The following is an 18,906-nucleotide window of genomic DNA, read 5'->3' as shown; positions in this document are numbered from 1 at the left end:
GAGGGAGGCACATCCATGGATCAACGCGTCGAGCCCCACGTGGCACGCATGGCGTCATCGTTCACGTCGCACGGCATCGAGCCGCATCCGCTGGAGTTCACCGGCAGCGGCAGGGAGTATTTCCGCGTCTGGATCGTCAACGTGCTGCTGGGCATCCTGACGCTGGGCCTCTACACCCCCTGGGCGCGCCGCCGCACCGTGCAGTACTTCTACGGCCACACGCTCGTGGCCGGCAGCCCCCTGGAATTCACCGCGCAGCAGCGCCGCATGGTCTTCGGCTTCATCGTGCTGCTGGTGCTCACCGCCGCCTACCAGATCGCCGTGCGCACCGGGCAGGACACCGCCGTGGGCCTCTTCATCCTCGCGGGCGCGGCGCTCGCCCCGCTCATCTGGGGCAGCGCCATGCGCTTTCGCCTCGGCAACACGCGCTGGCGCGGGCTGCGGCTGCAGTTCACCGCCGGCTGGCGGCAGGTCTATGCGGCGAGCTGGCCCGTGTTCGCCATCGCCGCCCTGTGGCTGGCCGCGTTCTACGGGCTGCAGGCGCTGGCGCCGGAACCCGTGGCCGGCGCCTCCGGACGGAAGCTGCCACAGGTCACGGGGGCCATGTGGGGGCTGCTCGCGCTGACGTTCGTGCTCACCGTGCTGTGCGCCATCCGCCTCGAATACAACTACCGCAGCATGCTGGTGCTCCATTCGCGCCTGGGCACCGAGCCCGGCCGCTGGAAGCCCGTGTACTCGGACTTCGTGAAGGTGTGGCTCGCCACCCTGGGCGTGTTCCTGCTCACCGTGGCGGTCATGGGCGCCATCGTGGGCGCCGCCTTCGACGGATCGCTGGCGCTGCTGTCCGGCAAGACCCGGGGGATGGGGCCCTGGCTGGCCCTGCTCTTCATCGTGGGCATTGTCTTCTTCGGCTTCATGGCGCTGCTGGTCTCGGCTCCGGCGCGCGCCTACCGCGAGGCACGCATGTTCCAGATCACCTGGAACCAGATCGGCGTGAGCCACATGGCCCGCTTCAAATGCCACCTGCGCGCGAGCCGCTTCGTCGGCCTGCGCATCAGGAACCTGCTGCTCACCCTGCTCACGCTGGGCTTCTACCGCCCGTTCGCCCGCGTGAATGAATACCGCATGAAGCTCGAGTCCGTGACCCTGCACGTCAAGGGCGGCGTGGACCAGTTGGCGGGGCAGTTGCAGCGCCAACAGCAGAACGGCGTGGGCGACGCCCTGGCGGATGCCGCGGGGCTGGACCTGATCGGCTGAACGGCACCCGTCCGCCATGACCTCCACCGCGGCGTCGCCACCGCTACCGGATTCCCCACCCCGCACGCCCCCCCAGCCCGTGCCCGCGCGCTGGTTCGACGGGCGCAGCAGCCAGGGCCGGGCCGTGCTCGCGGCCATCGCCCCCGGCCCGCGCGGCCCCGAACTCACGCTGCACCCCGTGGGCACCGAGGGCGGCGCCCCCGAGCACTTCGCGCACGGTGCGGTGGACTGGCCCGAGGCCTGGAACCCGCGCCGCCCTCCCCCGCGGCTGGCGGTGGACCTGGGCGGGCGCGGCAGCCTGGAAATCGCGGGCGATGGCATCGCGCGCTGGCACGCCGCGCTGCAGGCCGCCGGCCACCGCGCCGGCATCGCCCAGCGCATGCAGACCCGCTGGGGCATGCTGGCGACCGTGCTGCTCGCCTCCGTGCTGGTGCTGGCGCTTTTCTACCGCTACGGCACGCCCTGGCTGGCCACCCAGCTGACCCGGGCCGTGCCCCTGGGATGGGAGACCTCCCTCGCGCGGGAAACACTGGAGCGCATGGATGGCGACCTGCTGCGCCCCTCGCGCCTCGCGCCCGAGCGCCAGCAGCAGTTGCGCGCCCGCTTCGACACGCTCGTGCAGGGCATGCCGTCGGCACCGCAGCGCTATGCGGGCTACGCGCCCGCGCTGCGCCTGGAGTTCCGGCGCGGCATGGGCGCCAACGCCTTCGCCCTGCCGGGCGGCACCGTGGTCATCACCGACGGCCTCGCGGAAACCGCGTCCCGCCGGGGCCTGGGCGACGATGCCCTGGCCGGCGTGCTCGCGCACGAGATCGGCCACGTCGTGTACCGCCACACCACGCGCACCGTGGTCGAACAGGGCGTGCTCAACATCGGCCTGGGCCTGGCGCTGGGGGATGTCTCCAGCCTGCTGTCCACCGGCGGCGCCCTCGTCACCGGCCTGGCCTACAGCCGCGCGCACGAGCGCGAGGCCGACTGCTACGCCCTCGCGCTCATGGGCCGTGCGCGCCTGCCCACCGCGCCCATGGCGGACCTGCTGCTGGCGATCGCGCAGGAGCAGCGGGAGGCGCCGCGCCGCGGCAAGGGGCCCGCAGGCGACCATGCGAAGGATGGCCGCGAGGAAAAAGACGATGCGGATGGAGCCGCGAACCAGGGCGGCGAGGGCGGCACGGCCGCGAAGCCTCCCGAAGCCCCGGGCAGCGGCCCGGCTGCGCGCGAGACCCCCGAGGCGCCCCCGCGCGAGGGAAGCGGCGACAGCGCATGGATGGGCCTGCTCGCCACCCACCCCGGCACGGAACAGCGCGCCGCGGAACTGCGCGCCGGCCATGCGCCGCACTGCGCGCGGCCTTGAGATGAAATGCAAATGAGGGGGTGCAGGTGCCGCCAGATGCGCGGCGGCGCCTGCAGGGCGCAGGCGCACGGAAAAACAAAAGTGTGAAGCGCGCCGATAAGCCGGATTCTGTGCATGCGGTTGCCCGCACGTGACCGCCATTACTCTGGGCCGGGGGTCGCCCACCCGGCTCGATGCTACCTACCCGCCAGCTCCGCGGAACCACGTCAACGCTGGCCTACTTGGTATTGCTGCGCGTAGAGATTGCCCGTTTCACCCCGGCTGGTCTGCCTTGCGGCACTCCTTCCGGACTCGTCTCTGTTGCTCTGATCCTCACCTCGCGGTGGACAGCCGTTAGCTGCTACGCCGTCCTGTGCAGTCCGGACGTTCCTCCAGTGCGGCCTTTCGGCACGTGCACCAGCGGCGGTCTGGCGCGCTTCACGGGGGGATTATCGCCGAGAGCGGTCCGGCCCCGTCCCGGACCGCCGAAATCCCCTCCGCGCCCTGCCCCTCCCGCTCAGCACGCTATCTCGCCGGCTGCGCGATCCGGTAGTCACGGAACTTCCACACCACCCGCTCGGGCTCGATCGCCTCCAGCACCACGCCCTGCGCGGCCGTATCCCCTTCGTGCAAGACCTGTCCGTTGACGATGGCCATGCGGTAGAGGGGATTGGACGAGTACGTGACTCCGCTGACCTGCAGCGCGGGGAACTGGGCGCGCACGCTGTCCGGCAGGTCCCGCAGCGCCACTGCCGCGGGGGCCGCAGCGCGGGCAGCAGGGGCCGTCTCGTGCCGCGCGGAGGCGGCCGGTGCGACCGCGGCCGGGGCCGGGGCTGAAGCCAGCCGCGCCGGGGCCTGTGTCGCGGCCGGCGCGGCGGCCCGGGGTGGTGCCGGGGGAGCACGATGCGGTGCGGGTGCGGGTGCCGCAGGCATTGTGGATGGCCGGGCGGGAATGGCAGGCGGAGCAGGCACCGGCACCGGCGCTGCACGTTCCGCCTGTGCCATGGGGGAATCAGGGGCCACAGGGGCCCCGGATGCCGCGGTGCCGGGGCTGGCCGCCGGACTGGCGGGCACCGCCCGGGGGGATGCGGCCCACCAGGCCAGTGCGGCAGCGCCCGCGGCGAACAACAGGGCGGCGGCCAGAGCCACGGGGGTGCGGCGCGCGCCACCGGGCGGCGGGGACGTGGGCCCCGGGGACGGGGCGGGCGTGTGCAGGCCGGGAACGGCGCCGCGGCCGCGCTCGGCTTCGGCGCGCCGCAGGGCATCGAGGATGTAGGACATACAGGCAACGGGTTCCGGATCAGGAAGTCGGCAGGCGGGGCTCGTCCACGCCCGCGGCGCGGTTGAGCAGCATGAGCGTGAGCGGGCCGGCCACGCCATCGGGCACCAGGCCCTGGGCCACCTGGAAGCGGTAGATGCGGGCGCGCCGCTGCCCGGCCGTGGCGGCGGTGGCCGCCGGCTGTCCGGCCGCCGGGGGAGCGCCCGCGCCGGCACGCGCGAGCTGGGCATCCAGCCAGGCCTGGGCCTGGGGAGGGCCGGACTCCATACGCCCGCCAGCGGGCCACTCCGCGGGGGCGCGCCACAGGGTCGCGAATTCGCCGCGCCAGGCCTGGGCGAGGTCCGCCGCGGTCACGGCCAGGCGCCGGCCGCCGGCCCCTTCCAGCAGCGCCGTCTGCCGCACGGGATCGAAGCCCGCCAGCAGCACGGAGACCGGCGCATCCGCGGAGGGATAGAGGGTCAGCCAGCCGGGCCGGTCCAGCTGGCGCACCAGGGCCAGGCTGGCGCGCCGCTGCCGGTAGCAGCGCAGGCCCTGGCGCTGCAGGGCGTCGCAGGCGTCGCCGCCTTCCAGCCCGCCCTTCACGCCCCAGGCGGCCGCCAGCGCGCGCCACGCGGCGTCCTCTCCGGACGGCTGCGCGGCCAGGAAATCCTGCAGGGCCGAATGCACGGGCCGGGGCGCCGCCGCGGCGCTGGCGGCCGATGCGGCCATGGCCGGCACCGGCGCCGGAGCCACCGCCGCCGCCACGGCCCCGGGGGCGCGCGCCGCCGATGGTCCAGGGGCCGGGCGGGAGGCAGGCACCCATCCCAGGCCCCAGCCCGCGGCAGCGATGGCCGCGGCGCCCGCCAGCGCTCCAGCGCCCGCGGCGACCCAGCGCGGCCGGCGGGCCGTGGGTGCCGGGCCTGCGGCGCCGGGGCCGAACACCTCCGCCGCCGCCCGCTCCACGATGGCATCGTCCACCGCGTGCAGCCCGCCGGCATACGCGCCCAGCAGCGCGCGGTCGCACAGCAGGTTGATGCGCCGCGGGATGCCCCGGGCGCGCTGGTGGATGCGCACCAGCGCGCGCGCGGTGAACGGCAGCGGCCCCTTGAGGCCCGCCACCGCCATGCGGTGCGCGATGTACTGGCGGGTTTCCCCGGGCGTGAGCGCATCCAGGTGGTAGCGCGCGATCACGCGCTGCGCCAGCTGCTCCAGCGCCGGGTCGGCCACCATGGCGCGCAGTTCGGGCTGGCCGATGAGCACGATCTGCAGCAGCTTGCGCTCGCTGGTTTCCAGGTTGGTGAGCAGGCGCAGCTGCTCCAGCACCTCGGGCGCGAGGCTCTGGGCCTCGTCGATGATGAGCACGTTGTTGCGGCCCGCGGCGTGCTCGCGCAGCAGGAAGGCGTTGAGCGGGTCGAGGCAGTCCTTCACGGTTTCCGCGCCGGGCACGGCGGGCGCGTGGGCCACGCCGAACTCGTCGCAGATGGAGCGCAGCAGTTCGCCCACGGTGAGCTTGGGGTTGAACACGTAGGCCACGTTGCAATGCGCCGGGATCTGCTCCAGGAAGCAGCGGCACACGGTGGTCTTGCCGGTACCGATCTCGCCGGTGAGCAGCACGAAGCCGCCGCCGGCCTCCAGGCCATAGAGCAGGTGGGCGAGCGCCTCGCGGTGGCGGTCGCTCATGAACAGGTAGCGCGGGTCGGGGGCGATGGAAAACGGCGCGTGTTCGAGGCCGAAGAACGGGGCGTACATGGAGCGAGGATACCGCCCGGGCGTGACCGGCTCCGCGCCGGGGGCGGCGCGGCAGCACGCAGGGTTACACCCGTCAGGAGTTTCCCCGAAATTGTCGTCGGCAAGACAGGATGGCGTCAAAGCGGTTCCTACCATCCGTTGCATTCCCGCGGATGGCGTGCCTGCCGACAGGCTCCGCCCCCTCCCGCTTCCTCCACCCTTCGGCAGGAACCCGGCATGAGCGATACCTTTCCCCGACTGCTGTTGCGCCACGCGGCCGAGCGCCCCCAGGCCGCCGCGCTGCGCGAGAAGGAATACGGCATCTGGCAGACCACCACCTGGGCGCGCCTCGCGCAGCTGGTGGAGCGGCTGGCCGCGGGCCTGGACGCCGCGGGCCTGGCGCGCGGCGAGCACCTGGTGGTGATCGGCGCGAACCGGCCGCGGCTCTACGCCACGATGCTCGCGGCGCAGTCGCTGGGCGCCATCCCCGTGCCGCTCTACCAGGACGCCGTGGCGGCCGAATGCGTCTATCCGCTGAACAACGCCGAGGTGCGCTTCTGCGTGGTGGAGGACCAGGAGCAGGTGGACAAGCTGCTGGAGATCCGCGCGCAGTGCCCCGCCATCGCCCGCATCTTCTACGACGATCCGCGCGGACTGCGCAACTACGCCGAGCCGGGCCTGCAATCGATCGACGCGCTGCTGGAAGACGGCGCGCGCACCGCGGATGCCGCGCCGGGCTGGTTCGCCGCACGCGCCCAGGCCGTGCAGCCCGATGACGTGGCCGCGATGTTCTTCACCTCCGGCACCACGGGCAACCCCAAGGGCGTGGTGCACACGCACGCCACGCTGCTGGACCGCGCCACGGCCGGTGCCGAGTTCGACCGACTCACCGCCGCCGAGGACGTGCTGGCCTACCTGCCACCCGCCTGGATCGGGCAGAACATCTTCAGCTATGCGCAATGGCTGGCCTGCGGCTACGTGGTGAACTGCCCGGAATCGGCCGCCACGGTGTCGATCGACCTGAAGGAGATCGGCCCCACCTACTACTTCGCGCCGCCGCGCATCTTCGAAGGCCTGCTCACGAGCGTGACGATCCGCATGGAAGACGCGGGCGCCTTCAAGCGCTGGCTGTTCCGCACCTGCATGGCGCATGCGCGCCGCGTGGGGCCGGCGCTGCAGAGCGGCCAGGCGGTGGGCTGGTGGGACCGGCTGCGCTACGCCGCGGGCGACCTGCTGGTCTATGGCCCGCTGCGCAATACGCTGGGCTTCTCGCGGGTGCGCGTGGCCTACACGGCGGGCGAAGCGATCGGGCCGGACCTGTTCACCTTCTACCGCTCCATCGGCATCAACCTCAAGCAGCTCTACGGCTCCACCGAGACGGCGGTGTTCGTGTGCCTGCAGCCCGACGACGCGGTGCATGCCGACACGGTGGGCGTGCCGATCCGGGGCGTGGAGATCAGGGTGGACGGCAACGGCGAGATCCTCGTGAAGTCCGCGGGCCTGCTGCGCGGCTACTACAAGAACCCCGAGGCGACGGCCGAAGTGCTCACGCCGGACGGCTGGTACCGCACGAGCGACGCGGGCTTCCTGGACGCGAGCGGGCAGCTCAAGATCATCGACCGCGTGAAGGATGTCGGCAGGCTCTCCGGTGGGCCGCACGACGGCGCGATGTTCGCGCCCAAGTACGTGGAGAACAAGCTCAAGTTCTTCCCGCACATCAAGGAAGCGGTGGCGCTCGGCAACGGCCGCGACAAGGTCTGCGCGCTGATCAACATCGATTTCGAGGCCGTGGGCAACTGGGCGGAGCGCCAGAACCTGCCGTATGCGGGCTACACCGACCTCGCGGCCAAGCCCGAGGTGCTGGCGCTGGTCCGCGACTGCGTGGAGAAGGTGAACGCCGACCTCGCGGCCGACGGCCTGCTCGCGGGCAGCCAGGTCGCCCGCTTCCTGGTGCTGCACAAGGAGCTGGATGCCGACGACGGCGAGCTCACGCGCACCAACAAGGTCCGCCGCGGCTTCATCGCCGACAAGTACGGCGTGCTGGTCGATGCGCTCTACGCGGGCCGCACCGAGCAGTTCATCGAGACGCAGGTGAAGTTCGAGGACGGGCGCACGGGCCGCGTGAGCGCCACGCTGCGCATCGAGGACGCGAAGACCTTCCCGCCCGTGCGGCAGGCCGCCTGACCCCGCGCCGCAGCGCAACGTACAACGCCATGACCACTCCCAGCAAGAAGACCGGCGACGTGATCCTCGACGTGCGCAACATCAGCCTGCGCTTCGGCGGGGTGAAGGCGCTCACCGACATCTCGTTCGACGTGCGCGAGCACGAGATCCGCTCCATCATCGGCCCGAACGGCGCCGGCAAGAGCTCGATGCTCAACTGCATCAACGGCGTCTATGCGCCGCAGGAAGGTTCCATCACCTTCCGGGGCAAGACCTTCGCCCACATGAATTCGCGCCAGGTGGCCGAGATGGGCGTGGCGCGCACCTTCCAGAACCTGGCGCTGTTCAAGGGCATGAGCGTGCTGGACAACATCATGTCCGGCCGCAACCTGAAGATCCGGAGCAACCTGCTGATGCAGGCCCTGCGCCTGGGGCCGGCGGTGGCCGAGGAGATCCGCCACCGCGAAGTGGTCGAGCGCATCATCGATTTCCTGGAGATCCAGGCCTGGCGCAAGGCGCCCGTGGGCCAATTGCCCTACGGCCTGCAAAAGCGCGTGGACCTGGGACGGGCCCTGGCCATGGAGCCGCAGGTGCTGCTGCTCGACGAGCCCATGGCGGGCATGAACGTGGAAGAGAAGCAGGACATGTGCCGCTTCATCCTCGACGTGAACGACGAGTTCGGCACCACCATCGTGCTGATCGAGCACGACATGGGCGTGGTGATGGACATCTCCGACCGTGTCGTGGTGCTGGACTACGGCAAGAAGATCGGCGACGGCACGCCGCAAGCGGTGCGCGAGAACGAAGACGTCATCCGCGCCTACCTCGGCGCCGGCCACTAGACACGCAGGACATCGGAGGCATACGCCATGGGTTTCTTTCTCGAAACGGTGTTCGGCGGCCTGATGGCCGGCATGCTCTATGCGCTGGTGGCGCTGGGGTTCGTGCTGATCTTCAAGGCCTCGGGCGTGTTCAATTTCGCGCAGGGCGCGATGGTGCTGTTCGCGGCGCTCGCGATGGCGCGCTTCGCCGAATGGCTGCCGCGCTGGCTGGGCTTCGACAGCCTGCTGCTCGCGAATGTGCTGGCCTTCTGCGCGGCGGTGGCGTGCATGGTGGGCGTGGCCTGGCTGGTGGAGCGGCTGGCGCTGCGCCACCTCGTGAACCAGGAGCCGATCGCGCTGCTGATGGCCACGCTGGGCATCACCTACTTCCTCGACGGCGCGGGCCAGCTCATCTTCGGCAGCAGCACCTACAAGATCGACGTGGGCATGCCCAAGGACCCGATGATCGTGCTGGAGAACGTCTTCGAGGGCGGCCTGCTGCTCTCCAAGGAAGACCTCTACGCCGCCGTGGTGGCCGCCGCGCTCGTGGCGCTGCTCTCGCTGTTCTTCCAGAAGACGCGCACCGGCCGCGCGCTGCGCGCCGTGGCGGACGACCACCAGGCCGCGCAGTCCATCGGCATCCCGCTCTCGCGCATCTGGGTGATCGTGTGGTCGGTGGGCGGCATCGTCGCGCTCGTGGCCGGCATCATCTGGGGCAGCAAGCTGGGTGTGCAGTTCTCCATCTCGCTCGTGGCGCTCAAGGCCTTCCCGGTGGTGATCCTCGGCGGGCTCACCTCGGTGCCCGGCGCCATCGTGGGCGGCCTGCTGATCGGCGTGGGCGAGAAGGTGTCCGAGATCTACCTCGGGCCGTTCCTCGGCGGCGGCATCGAGAACTGGTTCGCCTACGTGCTCGCGCTGGGCTTCCTCCTCATCCGGCCGCAAGGGTTGTTTGGGGACAAGATCATCGACCGCGTGTAACCGGTAGAAGGAGGCAAGCACCATGTTCTACCGTGAAAACGGCCAGTTCAAGACCAGCTACCAGGCCGACCTGGCGCTGTTTCCCGTCGCCCAGGACCGCTGGGCCCTGCTCGCCCTGCTGGCGGTGGCCTTCGTCGGCGTGCCGCTGGTGGGCAGCGACTATTTCTTCCGCGCCATCGCCGTGCCGTTCCTGATCCTGTCGCTGGCGGCGATCGGGCTCAACATCCTCGTGGGCTACTGCGGGCAGATCTCGCTGGGCACGGGCGCCTTCATGGCCGTGGGTGCCTATGCGGCCTACAACCTGCAGGTGCGCATCGATGGCATGCCGCTGCTGCTCGCGCTGCTGGGCGGCGGGCTCTGCGCCACGGTGTTCGGCGTGCTGTTCGGCATCCCGAGCCTGCGCATCCGCGGGCTCTACCTGGCGGTGGCGACGCTCGCCGCGCAGTTCTTCACCGACTGGTTCACCAACCGCGTGAAGTGGGTCACCAACGATTCGTCGTCGGGCTCGGTGAGCGTGGGCCACCTGCAGATCCTGGGCTTGGGCATCGAGACGCCGGTGCAGAAGTACCTGCTGTGCCTGGGGTTCGTCGCGGTGTTCGCGCTGCTCGCCAAGAACCTCGTGCGCGGCGCCGTGGGCCGCGAGTGGATGGCCATGCGCGACATGGACGTGGCCGCGGCCGTGATCGGCATCCGCCCGGTGTACGCCAAGCTCAGCGCGTTCGCGGTGAGCAGCTTCATCGTCGGCGTGGCCGGCGGCCTCTGGGGCTTCGTGCACCTGGGCTCGTGGGAGCCCGCGGCCTTCGGCATCGACCGCTCGTTCCAGCTGCTGTTCATGGTGATCATCGGCGGGCTGGGCTCCATCGCGGGCAGCTTCTTCGGCGCGGCCTTCATCGTGCTGCTGCCGCTGCTGCTGAACTACGTGCCCCACTGGCTGGGGCTGCCGCTGTCCACCGGCACGGCCACGCACCTGGAGCACATGATCTTCGGCGCGCTAATCGTGTTCTTCCTGATCGTCGAGCCGCACGGCCTCGCGCGGCTGTGGTCCACCGCGCGGCAGAAGCTGCGCATCTGGCCGTTCCCGCACTGACCGGCGCCACCGCCCCCAACGCTTTCCCCAACGCACCACCCGAGTGCCCACCATCCCAAGGAGACATGCCATGCAACCCAGGAAGATCGCATCGATCGCCGCCGTCCTCGCGGCCGGCCTCTCCGCGCTCGCCACCGCGCCGCTCGCGCAGGCGCAGGCCGCGGGCGAGCAGTTCGTGCCGCTGCTCGTCTACCGCACCGGGCAGTTCGCGCCGCTCGGCATTCCCTGGGCGGACGGCAAGCAGGACTACCTCAAGCTGGTGAACGCGCGCGACGGCGGCGTGAACGGCGTCAGGCTCTCGTTCGAGGAATGCGAGACGGCCTACGACGCGGCCAAGGGCGTGGAGTGCTACGAACGCCTCAAGGGCAAGGGCGGCGGCGCCTCCGGCTTCGACACGCAGTCCACCGGCATCACCTTCGCGGTGACCGACAAGGCCTTCGTGGACAAGATCCCGGTGGAGACCCCGGGCTACGGCCTCTCGCAGTCGGCCGACGGCACGGTGTTCGAGTGGAACTTCCCGCTGCTGGGCACCTACTGGACCGCCGCCGACGTGATGCTGCAGGACATCGCCAAGAAGGAAAAGGGCAGCCTCAAGGGCAAGAAGATCGCGCTGGTCTATCACGACAGCCCGTACGGCAAGGAGCCGATCCCGCTGCTGCAAAAGCGCGCCGAGGCCGACGGCTTCACGCTCTCCACCTTCCCCGTCACGCCGCCCGGCGTGGAGCAGAAATCCACCTGGCTGCAGATCCGCCAGCAGCGGCCCGACTACGTGCTCTTCTGGTCGGCCGGCGTGATGACGCCCGCCGGCATCCGCGAGGCGCAGGCCAGCGGCTACCCGCGCGAGAAGATCTACGGCATCTGGTGGGCCGGCTCCGACCACGACGTGAAGGACATCGGCGCGGGCGCCAAGGGCTACAACGCCATCACCATCCACAACAGCGCCGCCAGGGACAAGGTGCACGACGACCTGAAGAAGTTCGTCTATGACAAGGGCCAGGGCACGGGTGCCCCCACGGGCGTGGGCACGCTGGCGCACACGCGCGGGATGATGATCTCGATGCTGCAGGTGGAGGCGATCCGCGCCGCGCAGGAGAAGTACGGCAAGGGCAAGGTGCTCACGCCCGAGCAGGTGCGCTGGGGCTTCGAGAACCTGGACCTCACGGCCGACAAGCTCAAGGCCCTGGGCTTCGGCGAGATCATGCGCCCGGTGAAGACCTCCTGCCAGAACCACATGGGCACCGACTGGGCGCGCATCGTGCAGTGGGACGGCGGCAAGTGGAACCTCGCTTCGGACTGGTACCAGGCCGACAAGACGCACATCGATCCGCTGGTGAAGGAGTACGCGGCGAAGTACGCGAAGGACAAGAACATCAAGCCGAGGAACTGTAGCTAACACCCCCCTGAGCGGCTGCGCCGCTCCGCGCTGCCGCCAGAGGCGATTGCCCTTCGTGCACGTCCAAGCCTGCGCAGGCAGGCTCGGAGCCGCGGCACTCAGCCCCTTCTCTCGGTCCGCTGCGCGTTCCGGGAGGGGGGACGACACCGTCGGTGCGGGGCGGCCCTTCCTCGGTGTCCCTCGTACCCCATGCCCAAGGCAGCGCCGCACTCCACTATGCGCCACGCCTCGGAGCGCACAGCCAACTCACCCCATGCCCACGGAGCCAGCCATGACCACAGCCCCGCCATCCGCCAGTGAACCGCTGCTCGTCGTCAACGGCATCGAGGTGATCTACCACCATGTGATCCTCGTGCTCAAGGGCGTGTCGCTTTCCGTGCCCGAGGGCGCCATCGTGGCCCTTCTGGGCGGCAATGGCGCGGGCAAGACGACCACGCTGCGCGCGGTCTCCAACCTGCTGGCGGGCGAGCGCGGGGAGGTCACGAAGGGCAGCATCGAGCTGCGCGGCGAGCGCATCGAGCGGCTGTCTCCCGCTGCGCTGGTGGACCGCGGCGTGGTGCAGGTGATGGAGGGCCGCCACTGTTTTGCCCACCTCACGATCGAGGAGAACCTGCTCACGGGCGCCTATACGCGGCGCGACCGCGGCGAGATCGCGGCCAACCTGGAGAAGGTGTATGCCTACTTCCCGCGCCTGAAGACGCGGCGCACCAGCCAGGCGGCCTACACCTCGGGCGGCGAGCAGCAGATGTGCGCCATCGGCCGCGCGCTCATGGCCAACCCGCGCATGGTGCTGCTGGACGAGCCCTCCATGGGCCTGGCGCCGCAGATCGTGGACGAGGTCTTCCACATCGTGCGCGACCTCAATACGCGCGAGAAGGTCACCTTCCTGCTGGCCGAGCAGAACACGCACATGGCGCTGAAGTACGCGGACTACGGCTACATCCTCGAAAGCGGCCGCGTGGTGATGGACGGCGCCGCTTCCGACCTTGCCAACAACGAGGACGTGAAGGAGTTCTACCTGGGCATGGGCGGGGGCGAGCGCAAGAGTTTCAAGGATGCGAAGAGCTACAAGCGGCGCAAGCGGTGGCTTGCCTGATCTGATGAACTACCCCCTGTGGCGCTGCGCGCCTTCCCCCTTCTCTCGCCGTGCTTCGCACGCCGGGAAGGGGGACGACGCCAGTGGCCCGGCGAAGCCGGTTCCACGGCGTCTGCTGGCATGGCCTGCTCCGCGGCCTCTCGATAGGTGGCGCTGCGCCTGTTCATGGGCAATGAGCTACAGGCAAATATGGGTGGCGGGGACATGTACATAGTTCCGCCGCTGATGGTTACGACATGGATTGCACAACCGCATGGATGAAGGCATGAGCATGATGGATTCCTACGACGCCCTCGAAACCCGCGCGCCCGAGGAGCGCGAGGCTGCGCTGATGGCGGCGCTGCCGGCGCAGGTGGCGCATGCGCGGTCGGCCACGGCGGCTTTCGGCGAGATCCTGGCGGGGGTGGATCCGCGGGCCGTGACCAGCCGGGACGCGCTGGCCGCCCTGCCGGTGACGCGCAAGCACGAGCTGCTGGAGCGGCAGCAGGCGGGCCGCGCCGCGAACCCGTTCGGGGGCTTCAGCGCGCTGGCATTCGGCCCGGCGATGCCGCGCGTGTTCGCGAGCCCGGGCACGCTCTACGAGCCGGAAGGCCGGCGGGCGGACTATTGGCGCATGGCGCGCGCGATCCATGCCGCGGGATTCCGGCCCGGCGAGCTGGTCCACAACTGCTTCAGCTACCACTTCGTGCCCGCGGGCGCCATGATGGAAGGCGGGGCGCAGGCCCTGGGCTGCACGGTGTTCGCGGGCGGCACGGGGCAGACGGAGCAGCAGGTGCAGGCCATGGCCGAGCTGCGCCCCGCGGGCTATATCGGCACGCCGAGCTTCCTGCGCATCCTGCTGGAGAAGGCGGCGGAGACGGGCACGGCACTGCCGCACCTGGGCAAGGCGCTGGTGTCGGGCGAGGCGCTGCCGCCCTCGCTGCGCGACTGGTTCGCCGGGCGCGGCGTCGCGGCCTACCAGTGCTATGCCACGGCGGACCTGGGCCTGATCGCCTACGAGACCCGCGCCCGCGAGGGCCTGGTACTGGGCGAGGACGTGATCGTGGAGATCGTGCGGCCCGGCACCGGCGACCCGGTGCCCGACGGCGAGGTGGGCGAAGTGGTGGTGACCACGCTCAACCCCGACTACCCCCTGGTGCGCTTCGGCACGGGCGACCTGTCGGCCGTGCTGCCCGGCCCCTGTCCCACCGGCCGCACGAACCGCCGCATCCGCGGCTGGATGGGCCGGGCCGACCAGACCACCAAGGTGCGCGGCATGTTCGTGCACCCCGGCCAGGTGGCCGAGGTGGCGCGGCGCTTCCCGCAGGTGGGGCGCGCGCGCCTCGTCGTGGGCGGCGAGATGGCCAGCGACACCCTGGTGCTGCGCGTGGAAACGCCGGAGACCGCCGGCGGGCTGGCCGACCAGCTGGCGGCCGCGGTGCGCGAGGTCACCAAGCTGCGCGCCGAGGTGGAGATGCTGCCGCCGGGGAGCCTGCCCAACGACGGCCGCGTGATCGAGGATGCGCGCAGCTACCGGTGACCGCGGGAGCACGCATGCCACAGCTGGATTGCATGGGGCTTACACTCCTATTTCCATAGCAACGAATCCATTCAAGTCAATGGACCCAGCGCAAAAAAACTGAAAACCCTGCATTCCCGGGCCTCAGTGATTACCTTGATGTAGCGCCGAAAGCCGATGACTATCATGGCGCCTCTTCACGTAAGGAGCACCATGAAATCCCTGTTCAAGACCGCAATGCTGGCCGCCGCAGTCGCCGCCGTTTTCGGCGTCCAGGCCCAGCAGGCCTTTCCCTCCAAGGACAAGACGGTGACCATCGTCGTGCCCTTCGCGGCTGGCGGTCCCACCGACCGCGTGGCGCGCGACCTGGCCGAGGCCATGCGCAAGCCGCTGGGCGGAGTGAGCGTGGTGATCGACAACGCCGCCGGCGCCGGCAGCAGCATCGGCACCGCCAAGGTGGCGCGCGCCAACCCCGACGGCTACACGCTGCTGCTCAACCACATCGCCATGGCCACGATGCCGGCGCTCTACCGCAAGCTGCCGTTCAACGTGTCCACCGACTTCGAGTACCTGGGCATCGTGAACGACGTGCCCATGACGCTCATCGGCCGCCCCTCGCTGCCCGCCAACAACTACCAGGAACTCTCCACCTGGATCGGCCAGAACAAGGGCAAGATCAACCTGGGCCACGCCGGCCTGGGCGCCGCCTCGCACCTGTGCGGCCTGCTCTACCAGAACGCGCTCAAGGTCGAGATGACCACCGTGGCCTACAAGGGCACGGCACCCGCCATCACCGACCTGATCGGCGGCCAGATCGACCTGCTGTGCGACCAGACGACCAACACCACCTCGCAGATCGAGGCCAAGAAGGTCAAGGCCTATGCGGTCACCACCGACAAGCGCCTCTCCACGCCTTCGCTCAAGGACCTGCCCACGCTGGCCGAGTCCGGCCTGAAGGACTTCCAGGTCACCATCTGGCACGGCCTCTACGCGCCCAAGGGCACGCCCGCCGAGGTGGTCGCCAAGCTCAACGGTGCCCTCAAGGCCGCCCTGAAGGACCCCGACTTCATCAAGAAGCAGGAAGGCCTGGGCGCCGTGGTGGCCGCCGACCAGCGCGTCGAGCCCGCCGAGCACAAGAAGTTCGTGCAGGCCGAGATCAACAAGTGGGGCCCGATCATCAAGGCCGCCGGCACCTACGCGGACTGAAAGATCGGCCCGCCGGGCCGGCCGTCCGCACTCCTGCGCCCCGCGGCTGCGCGCCCCGGGGCGTTTTTCATGGCGGCCCGCGAAGGCAGTGGAGCGCACGGCGTGCATGCGTTCCACGGCGCTACGGGTTATCCATCTGCCATGGCGCGGCGGGCCCGCCTACAACGGGGACATACGGCCCCGCACGGCGGGGCCTCCGATCCACGGTTTCCGAAAGGCCCTCTACCATGCCCCTGCCCGCCGAAGCATCGACCTCCCGCCAGACCCGCGCCTTCGCCAAGGCTGCGATGGGGGATGCCGCCGTGCGCCGCCGCCGCACCATCGCCCTGGGCTGCGCGCTGCTCGCGGGCGCCGCGCTCGCGGCCTGGCAGGCCCCCGCGCGCGCCGACACGTGGCCGTCCAAGCCCGTGCGCATCGTCGTGCCCTTCGCCCCGGGCGGCACCACCGACATCCTCGCGCGGGCCGTCGCGCCCGAACTGAGCCGTGCCTTCGGCCAGCAGTTCGTGGTGGACAACCGCGCGGGCGCGGGCGGCAACATCGGCGCGGAGATCGTCGCCAGGTCGCCGGCCGACGGCTACACGCTGCTCATGGGCACCGTGGGCACGCACGGCATCAACCGCGCGCTCTACGGCAGGCTGCCCTACGACCCCATCAAGGACTTCGTGCCGATCACGCTGGTGGCCGCGGTGCCGAACGTGATGGAGGTCAACGCCGAGAAGGCGCGCGCGCAGGGCATATCGACCGTGCAGGACTTCATCCGCCACGCCAAGGCCCACCCCGGGCAGCTCAACATGGCCTCCAGCGGCAACGGCACCTCCATCCACCTCGCGGGCGAACTGTTCAAGAGCATGACCGGCACCTACATGCTGCACATGCCGTACCGTGGCTCGGGCCCGGCCCTGCTGGACATGGTGGGCGGCAACATGGACGTGATGTTCGACAACCTGCCCTCTTCCATGGCGCAGATCAAGGCAGGCAAGCTCAAGGCGCTGGCGGTGACCAGCGCGACCCGCTCCCCGGCGCTGCCGGACGTGCCCACCGTGGAAGAGGCCGGCGGCCCGGCGCTCAAGGGCTACGAGGCCAGCTCGTGGTTCGGCCTGCTGGCTCCGGCGGACACGCCCGCCGACATCGTGAACCGCATCCAGCAGGAAACCGCCAAGGCACTGGCAACGCCCGCGGTGAAGGAGCGCATGCTGGCGCAGGGCGCCATTCCCGGCGGCAACACGCCGGCGGAGTTCGCGCGGCACATCCAGGCCGAGCATGCCAAGTGGGCCCGCGTGGTGCAGGCCTCGGGCGCCAAGGTGGACTGAGCCGCGGCGCTACCGGGCGCTCGCCGGGGCGCTACCAGGTGACCTCGCGGCCTTCGGCGGCGCTGCGGCGCAGCATGTCGATGAAGGGGGCCGCGCGCTGGCGCAGGCGCACCGCCTCGGCGGGGTCGCCCCGCTCCTCGCGGCCTTCGGCGGCCGCGCCGTCCTGCGCCTCGCCGCTCTCGGCACGGCGGGCCTCGTCCGCGGCCACCGCGGCCTCCAGCGACTGGATGGCCGCGGGGATCTGCTCGGCCGTGATGATGCCGTGCGCATCGTCGGGAGACTTGCCGATCGCCTGCAGGATCTGGCGGCCGTGGGCCTGCAGCATGATGATGTCGGCCGTGGCCCGGGACTTGAATTTGTAGAGCATGGATCAGGAAGGGGACAGGGAAGAAGGCGGGGCAGGGTCAGCCAGCGCGCGGCAGCCCCTCGTACATGTAGCCGCGCTGGAAAGGGTAGTCGGACTGCGCGCCCGGCATGGGGCCGGAATCGGTGCGGCCGTCGGGCCGGATGGCGAGCATCTGGTGCAGCGCCATCCATCCGCGCTCGAAACCCATGGCGCTGCCGGCAAGGTACAGGCGGTAGGCGCGCAGCGCCCTGGCGCCGCGGTCGGCGCCGGCCTCTTCCGACAGGATGGCCTCGGCCTCGGCCAGGCGCGCCTCCAGCGCGTCAGACCAGGCCCAGAGCGTGCGCGCGTAATGGGGGCACAGGTTCTCGGTATCGACCATCTCCAGGCCGGCGCCGGCCATGTCGTGCAGCACCGCGCCCACGTGCACCAGTTCGCCGCCGGGAAAGATGTATTTCTCGATGAAGTCGCCCATCCCTGCGCCGAGCTGGTCGTTGTCCACGCCGCCCGCGGTGATGCCGTGGTTGAGCAGCAGCCCGCCGGGGCGCAGCAGGCCGTGCACGCAGGCGAAATACTCCGGCAGGCGCGCGCGCCCCACGTGCTCGAACATGCCCACGGAGGCGATCCTGTCGAAAGGCCGCTCTTCGGTGCGCGGCAGGTCGCGGTAGTCGCACAGCAGCATGCGCACCCGGCCCGACAGGCCCTTCTCCTCGATGAGCCGCGTCACATGCGCATGCTGGTTGCGCGAGAGCGTGATGCCGGTGCCTTCCACGCCGTAGTGCTCCGCCGCCCAGAGCAGCAGCCCGCCCCAGCCCGCGCCGATGTCCAGGAAGCGGTCGCCGGGTGCGAGGCGCAGCTTGCGGCAGATGTGGTCCAGCTTGGCCTCCTGCGCCTGGGCGAGGGCCATGCCCGCGTCGCGGTAGTAGGCGCAGGAATACACGCGGCGCGGATCGAGCCACAGCGCATAGAAGCGGTCGGAGAGGTCGTAGTGGAACTGGATCTGCCGCGCGTCCCGGCCCAGCGTATGCAGGCGGTAGGAGCGGATCCGGTGTGCCAGCGCGGCAGCCCAGTTGGACGACCCGTGCGCCGGATCACCCCGCAGCAAGGCGCCCGCCGCGGCCATCAGGTCGCGCACGCGCCCTTCCATGGCCACGCGGCCCTCCACGATGGCCGCGCCCACGTCGCCCACCTTGCCCCGCGCCAGGGCAGCGAGCGCCATCGCGTCCCGAAAGCGCAGCACCACGCGCGCGTCGCGCACGCCCAGCCGCTCGCCCCCGGGCAGCTCCAGCGCGAGCCCGACCGGCGACGCGGCCAGCCGCTCTTCCAGGACGCGCAGCAGGGGATTCATGGGGAGGATTGTTGGACCGACCCCGGCGAGCGTCAATGGCAACTGTCTTACAAACCTGGCCGCCAGAAGGCCCTGCGGCCCGTCTATGGC

The 18,906-nt window shown here is 70.7% G+C and carries 15 protein-coding genes and 1 other RNA gene; 11 read left to right on the top strand and 5 right to left on the bottom strand.

All coding sequences use genetic code 11. The features are described 5' to 3' along the window. The first annotated feature begins 15 nt into the window (after window positions 1-15). Window positions 16-1,257 (top strand): YjgN family protein, encoded by a 1,242-nt coding sequence (locus tag BLR99_RS01515; RefSeq protein WP_011793949.1) that lies wholly within the window; start codon window positions 16-18, stop codon window positions 1,255-1,257. Between the two features lie 16 nt (window positions 1,258-1,273). Next, window positions 1,274-2,608, top strand: a complete 1,335-nt coding sequence (locus BLR99_RS01510; RefSeq protein ID WP_011793948.1) for a M48 family metallopeptidase — start codon at window positions 1,274-1,276, stop codon at window positions 2,606-2,608. An 81-nt stretch (window positions 2,609-2,689) separates the two neighbouring features. On the opposite strand, the gene rnpB is transcribed toward BLR99_RS01510, so the two are convergent. The 3 genes from rnpB to BLR99_RS01495 form a co-directional block, all read right to left on the bottom strand. Further along, window positions 2,690-3,027, bottom strand: an RNA gene (gene rnpB / locus BLR99_RS01505) — RNase P RNA component class A. Window positions 3,028-3,112: 85 nt separating this feature from the next. Further along, window positions 3,113-3,868: a general secretion pathway protein GspB gene (locus tag BLR99_RS01500; RefSeq protein ID WP_011793947.1), complete on the bottom strand. Its 756-nt coding sequence runs from the start codon at window positions 3,866-3,868 to the stop codon at window positions 3,113-3,115. A gap of 19 nt (window positions 3,869-3,887) precedes the next feature. Then, window positions 3,888-5,594 carry an ExeA family protein gene (locus tag BLR99_RS01495; RefSeq protein ID WP_011793946.1) on the bottom strand — a complete coding sequence of 569 codons (1,707 nt, stop codon included), beginning with the start codon at window positions 5,592-5,594 and terminating at the stop codon, window positions 3,888-3,890. Window positions 5,595-5,810: 216 nt separating this feature from the next. Here BLR99_RS01495 and BLR99_RS01490 point away from each other — a divergent pair, with 216 nt between their 5' ends. From BLR99_RS01490 to BLR99_RS01450, 9 genes are all read left to right on the top strand, one after another. After that, window positions 5,811-7,757, top strand: a complete 1,947-nt coding sequence (locus BLR99_RS01490; RefSeq protein ID WP_011793945.1) for an AMP-dependent synthetase/ligase — start codon at window positions 5,811-5,813, stop codon at window positions 7,755-7,757. 29 nt (window positions 7,758-7,786) lie between these two features. Continuing rightward, window positions 7,787-8,578 carry an ABC transporter ATP-binding protein gene (locus BLR99_RS01485; protein ID WP_011793944.1) on the top strand — a complete coding sequence of 264 codons (792 nt, stop codon included), beginning with the start codon at window positions 7,787-7,789 and terminating at the stop codon, window positions 8,576-8,578. Window positions 8,579-8,605: 27 nt separating this feature from the next. Beyond that, complete coding sequence (locus tag BLR99_RS01480; protein WP_011793943.1) at window positions 8,606-9,535, top strand: branched-chain amino acid ABC transporter permease; 930 nt, start codon at window positions 8,606-8,608, stop codon at window positions 9,533-9,535. Between the two features lie 22 nt (window positions 9,536-9,557). Next, window positions 9,558-10,622 carry a branched-chain amino acid ABC transporter permease gene (locus BLR99_RS01475; RefSeq protein WP_011793942.1) on the top strand — a complete coding sequence of 355 codons (1,065 nt, stop codon included), beginning with the start codon at window positions 9,558-9,560 and terminating at the stop codon, window positions 10,620-10,622. 70 nt (window positions 10,623-10,692) lie between these two features. Further along, a complete protein-coding gene (locus BLR99_RS01470; RefSeq protein WP_048857616.1) occupies window positions 10,693-12,015 on the top strand; it encodes an ABC transporter substrate-binding protein in 1,323 nt (440 codons plus the stop codon). 271 nt (window positions 12,016-12,286) lie between these two features. After that, on the top strand, window positions 12,287-13,111 hold the full coding sequence (locus BLR99_RS01465) for an ABC transporter ATP-binding protein (RefSeq protein WP_017439314.1): 825 nt from the start codon (window positions 12,287-12,289) through the stop codon (window positions 13,109-13,111). Window positions 13,112-13,382: 271 nt separating this feature from the next. Next, a complete protein-coding gene (locus tag BLR99_RS01460) occupies window positions 13,383-14,630 on the top strand; it encodes a phenylacetate--CoA ligase family protein (protein ID WP_041827782.1) in 1,248 nt (415 codons plus the stop codon). A gap of 192 nt (window positions 14,631-14,822) precedes the next feature. Then, window positions 14,823-15,815 carry a tripartite tricarboxylate transporter substrate-binding protein gene (locus BLR99_RS01455; protein WP_011793938.1) on the top strand — a complete coding sequence of 331 codons (993 nt, stop codon included), beginning with the start codon at window positions 14,823-14,825 and terminating at the stop codon, window positions 15,813-15,815. Window positions 15,816-16,102: 287 nt separating this feature from the next. After that, entirely contained in the window at window positions 16,103-17,125 is a 1,023-nt protein-coding gene (locus BLR99_RS01450; RefSeq protein WP_048857622.1) for a Bug family tripartite tricarboxylate transporter substrate binding protein, read from the top strand. 31 nt (window positions 17,126-17,156) lie between these two features. Here BLR99_RS01450 and BLR99_RS01445 read toward each other — a convergent pair whose 3' ends face one another. Both BLR99_RS01445 and BLR99_RS01440 read right to left on the bottom strand, forming a co-directional pair. Continuing rightward, the gene (locus BLR99_RS01445; protein WP_011793936.1) at window positions 17,157-17,492 is read right to left on the bottom strand and encodes a DUF1840 domain-containing protein; all 336 of its coding nucleotides are present in this window, start codon (window positions 17,490-17,492) and stop codon (window positions 17,157-17,159) included. Between the two features lie 37 nt (window positions 17,493-17,529). Next, the gene (locus tag BLR99_RS01440) at window positions 17,530-18,816 is read right to left on the bottom strand and encodes a class I SAM-dependent methyltransferase (RefSeq protein ID WP_048857617.1); all 1,287 of its coding nucleotides are present in this window, start codon (window positions 18,814-18,816) and stop codon (window positions 17,530-17,532) included. Window positions 18,817-18,906: the final 90 nt, after the last annotated feature.

Source organism: Paracidovorax citrulli, assembly GCF_900100305.1.
GTDB classification, from domain to species: Bacteria; Pseudomonadota; Gammaproteobacteria; order Burkholderiales; family Burkholderiaceae_C; genus Paracidovorax; species Paracidovorax citrulli.
Note: the sequence above shows the minus strand (reverse complement) of the source record. Positions and strands in the feature narration are given on the sequence as shown.

Bases quoted from the DNA above. Each gene is read 5' to 3' on its own strand.
- BLR99_RS01515 (WP_011793949.1), top strand. From the start codon at position 16: ATGGATCAACGCGTCGAGCCCCACGTGGCACGCATGGCGTCATCGTTC.
- BLR99_RS01510 (WP_011793948.1), top strand. From the start codon at position 1,274: ATGACCTCCACCGCGGCGTCGCCACCGCTACCGGATTCCCCACCCCGC.
- BLR99_RS01500 (WP_011793947.1), bottom strand. From the start codon at position 3,868: ATGTCCTACATCCTCGATGCCCTGCGGCGCGCCGAAGCCGAGCGCGGC.
- BLR99_RS01495 (WP_011793946.1), bottom strand. From the start codon at position 5,594: ATGTACGCCCCGTTCTTCGGCCTCGAACACGCGCCGTTTTCCATCGCC.
- BLR99_RS01490 (WP_011793945.1), top strand. From the start codon at position 5,811: ATGAGCGATACCTTTCCCCGACTGCTGTTGCGCCACGCGGCCGAGCGC.
- BLR99_RS01485 (WP_011793944.1), top strand. From the start codon at position 7,787: ATGACCACTCCCAGCAAGAAGACCGGCGACGTGATCCTCGACGTGCGC.
- BLR99_RS01480 (WP_011793943.1), top strand. From the start codon at position 8,606: ATGGGTTTCTTTCTCGAAACGGTGTTCGGCGGCCTGATGGCCGGCATG.
- BLR99_RS01475 (WP_011793942.1), top strand. From the start codon at position 9,558: ATGTTCTACCGTGAAAACGGCCAGTTCAAGACCAGCTACCAGGCCGAC.
- BLR99_RS01470 (WP_048857616.1), top strand. From the start codon at position 10,693: ATGCAACCCAGGAAGATCGCATCGATCGCCGCCGTCCTCGCGGCCGGC.
- BLR99_RS01465 (WP_017439314.1), top strand. From the start codon at position 12,287: ATGACCACAGCCCCGCCATCCGCCAGTGAACCGCTGCTCGTCGTCAAC.
- BLR99_RS01460 (WP_041827782.1), top strand. From the start codon at position 13,383: ATGATGGATTCCTACGACGCCCTCGAAACCCGCGCGCCCGAGGAGCGC.
- BLR99_RS01455 (WP_011793938.1), top strand. From the start codon at position 14,823: ATGAAATCCCTGTTCAAGACCGCAATGCTGGCCGCCGCAGTCGCCGCC.
- BLR99_RS01450 (WP_048857622.1), top strand. From the start codon at position 16,103: ATGGGGGATGCCGCCGTGCGCCGCCGCCGCACCATCGCCCTGGGCTGC.
- BLR99_RS01445 (WP_011793936.1), bottom strand. From the start codon at position 17,492: ATGCTCTACAAATTCAAGTCCCGGGCCACGGCCGACATCATCATGCTG.
- BLR99_RS01440 (WP_048857617.1), bottom strand. From the start codon at position 18,816: ATGAATCCCCTGCTGCGCGTCCTGGAAGAGCGGCTGGCCGCGTCGCCG.